Raw genomic sequence first — 2,513 nt, forward strand, 5'->3', positions numbered from 1 at the left:
TCACCCTATGCGGCGAGGCTTGACGGCTGATTGAATCGCCATGGCATCAGGTCTTCGATACCGCTTTGCGGGTGGCCATCGAGGATGGCGCGCAGGGTGGCGGCGATGTAGTCGACCGGGTTCACGTCGGACATCTTGCAGGTAGCGACCAGCGAGGCGAGCATGGCCCAGTTTTCCGCACCGATTTCGTTCCCGGCGAACAGCGCATTTTTTCTCGTCAGGGCGATCGGGCGGATCTGGTTCTCGACCGGGTTGGTGTCGAGCTCAAGCGTGCCGTCCTCGAGGAAGCGGATCAGTCCGGGCCAGTGCGCCAAGGTGTAGCGGATGTCTTCGGCGAGTTGGGATTTCTGCGGTATGCGCGAGAGCTGGGCTTCCAGCCAGGGTTTCAGCGCTGCAATGATCGGGACCGCATGTTCACGCCGGGCAGCGAGGCGCGCAGCCGCCTCCTTGCCCCGCACGGACTTTTCAATCTGATAAAGCAGCGCGATCTGGCGCAGCATTTCCTCGGCGATGGGCGAGCCGTCGCTCTCGAAGCGTTTCACGAAGCGGCGGCGGACATGCGTCCAGCAATAGACCAGTTGCCACGGGCCATTGTCGCGCGCGATTTCGGTCATCGCGTTGTAGGACTGGTAGGCATCGCACTGCAGGAAGCGGCCGCGGTATCCGGCGAGGAAGTTCAGTGGATGCGCCTTGCCCCGGCCGGGGGCGTAGTGGAACAGCACGATGGGTGGGTCGGCACCGCCATGGCCGCGATCATCGGACACGACGGCCCAGAAGAAGCCGCTCTTGGTGCGTTTCAGGCCCGGTTCCAGCACTGGCGCGCGAGTTTCATCCACGAAGATACGGTCGGCGCCACGCAGATTGGCACGCATGTGGTTGATGACGGGTATCAGGTGGAAACAGGCGCGCCCAACCCAGTTGCCGAGTGTGCCGCGGTCCAGATCGATCCCTTGCCGCTTGAAGATCTCGGCCTGCCGATAAAACGGCAGGTGGTCACCGAACTTCGAGACGATAATCGAGGCGATGAACAGCTCGGTGGGCAGCCCACCGGGCACGACATGTTCAGGCGCATGCGCTTGCGCCACGGCCTGCGCGCAGCGGCGGCAGGCGTATTTGGGGCGCCGCGTGACCAGCACCCGGAACTGCGCGGGGATCACGTCCAGCCGTTCGGAGACGTCTTCCCCGATTTTGGCCATCTCGCCACAACCGCAGGGGCAGAGCGTGCTGGCAGGCTCGATCACGCGTTCGACGCGCGGCAGATGCGGTGGCAGATGGCCACGGTTGCGCTTGGGCTTGCGCGGTGTTTCCCCGCGCGCCCGCTGCATCGCTGCTTCGGCCTTTTCCTGTGCCGCCTCGAGCACGCCTTGGGCAAATTCGGCATCTTCCAGAGGCAGGTTGAACTGGTCGGGCGAGAGCTTTTCGGAGCGCTTGCCGAATTTCTCGCGCTGCGCCGCACTCAGAATATCCTGCAGCCGCCGATTGGCCTCTTGCGTCTCAGCCAGCGTCGCCTCGACCTCGGCGAGGCGGGCCTTCAGCAGGGCATTTTCGCGCGCAAGATCAGCGGTTTCCATGGCAGGAAGTGAATCACAAGATGCCCTGTCAGACCAGTAAAAACAGGCCTTTCGGCGCAGTTTCCCGTCATCCGGCCACCAGAGGGCGCCGTGCCCGCTCTGGCCTGACCAACCGCCAATCCATGCCTTCAAAAAGGGCAGCAAACTGCGCGCTGGACATGCGCATGACCCCATCGCGCACCTGTGGCCAGACGAACTTGCCGCCTTCCAGCCGCTTGTGAACCAGCACCATTCCGGTGCCATCCCAGATCAAGAGCTTGATCCTGTCAGCGCGTTTCGCCCGGAACACGAAGGCCGCCCCACAGAACGGGTCCATCCCGAACATCTCTTGAACCGCGAGCGCCAGCCCATCGATGCCCTTACGGAAGTCCACCGGCCGCGTCGCCACAAAGACCTTCACCGGCCCGCCATGACCGAACATCACGATGCCGCAGCACGTGCCGCGCGGATCGCCCGCGTCAGCTGCCCCTCATCGGCACCAGAACCCGCCCGGATCACGACATCGCCGACGATGATCTCAAGATCGGACCGGGCGACCGCCGCCGGTGCCGCAGCCGAACTGTCATCAACAACCAGTTCCGCGAAGACAGGCAGGGATGCCACGCTCTCGGGCACCACCAGGTTGCCTTTGCGTATCTGTTTGCGCCAATCGTAAATCTGCCAGCGGGTTGTGCCGTGCTTGCGCGCCACATCGGCGACCTTCACCCCCGGCATCATGCTCTCCGCCGCGATCCGCGCCCGCTCTGCCTTCGTGCGCCGCCGCCGACCACTCGGACCCTCGATCACTTCAAGCCGGGAAACTCCTAAGCCCATCGAGCCGTCCAAATGGACGCCCATTTTGCCGTCTACTTCCAAAATCCAAAACCTCCCTCACGCCCATGCGCACAGAATGGCTGGATCAAGTCAGAAATGGCAGGAGGGGGCCGGCGTCGCGCTTACCGA

General features: G+C 63.7%; 3 protein-coding genes. All 3 read right to left on the reverse strand.

The genetic code is table 11. The annotated features are described in order from the left end of the window. Positions 1 to 5: 5 nt before the first annotated feature. Positions 6 to 1,571 carry an IS66 family transposase gene (locus tag F8R15_RS20770; protein ID WP_152845861.1) on the reverse strand — a complete coding sequence of 522 codons (1,566 nt, stop codon included), beginning with the start codon at positions 1,569 to 1,571 and terminating at the stop codon, positions 6 to 8. A gap of 67 nt (positions 1,572 to 1,638) precedes the next feature. Continuing rightward, on the reverse strand, positions 1,639 to 1,992 hold the full coding sequence (gene tnpB / locus F8R15_RS20775) for an IS66 family insertion sequence element accessory protein TnpB (RefSeq protein WP_152845859.1): 354 nt from the start codon (positions 1,990 to 1,992) through the stop codon (positions 1,639 to 1,641). Then, a complete protein-coding gene (locus F8R15_RS20780) occupies positions 1,992 to 2,384 on the reverse strand; it encodes a transposase (protein WP_152845860.1) in 393 nt (130 codons plus the stop codon). Before F8R15_RS20780 ends, tnpB begins: the two co-directional genes overlap by 1 nt. Positions 2,385 to 2,513 lie beyond the last annotated feature (129 nt).

Origin of the sequence: Thioclava sp. JE_KL1 (assembly GCF_009296265.1) — a bacterium.
Taxonomy (GTDB): domain Bacteria; phylum Pseudomonadota; class Alphaproteobacteria; order Rhodobacterales; family Rhodobacteraceae; genus Thioclava.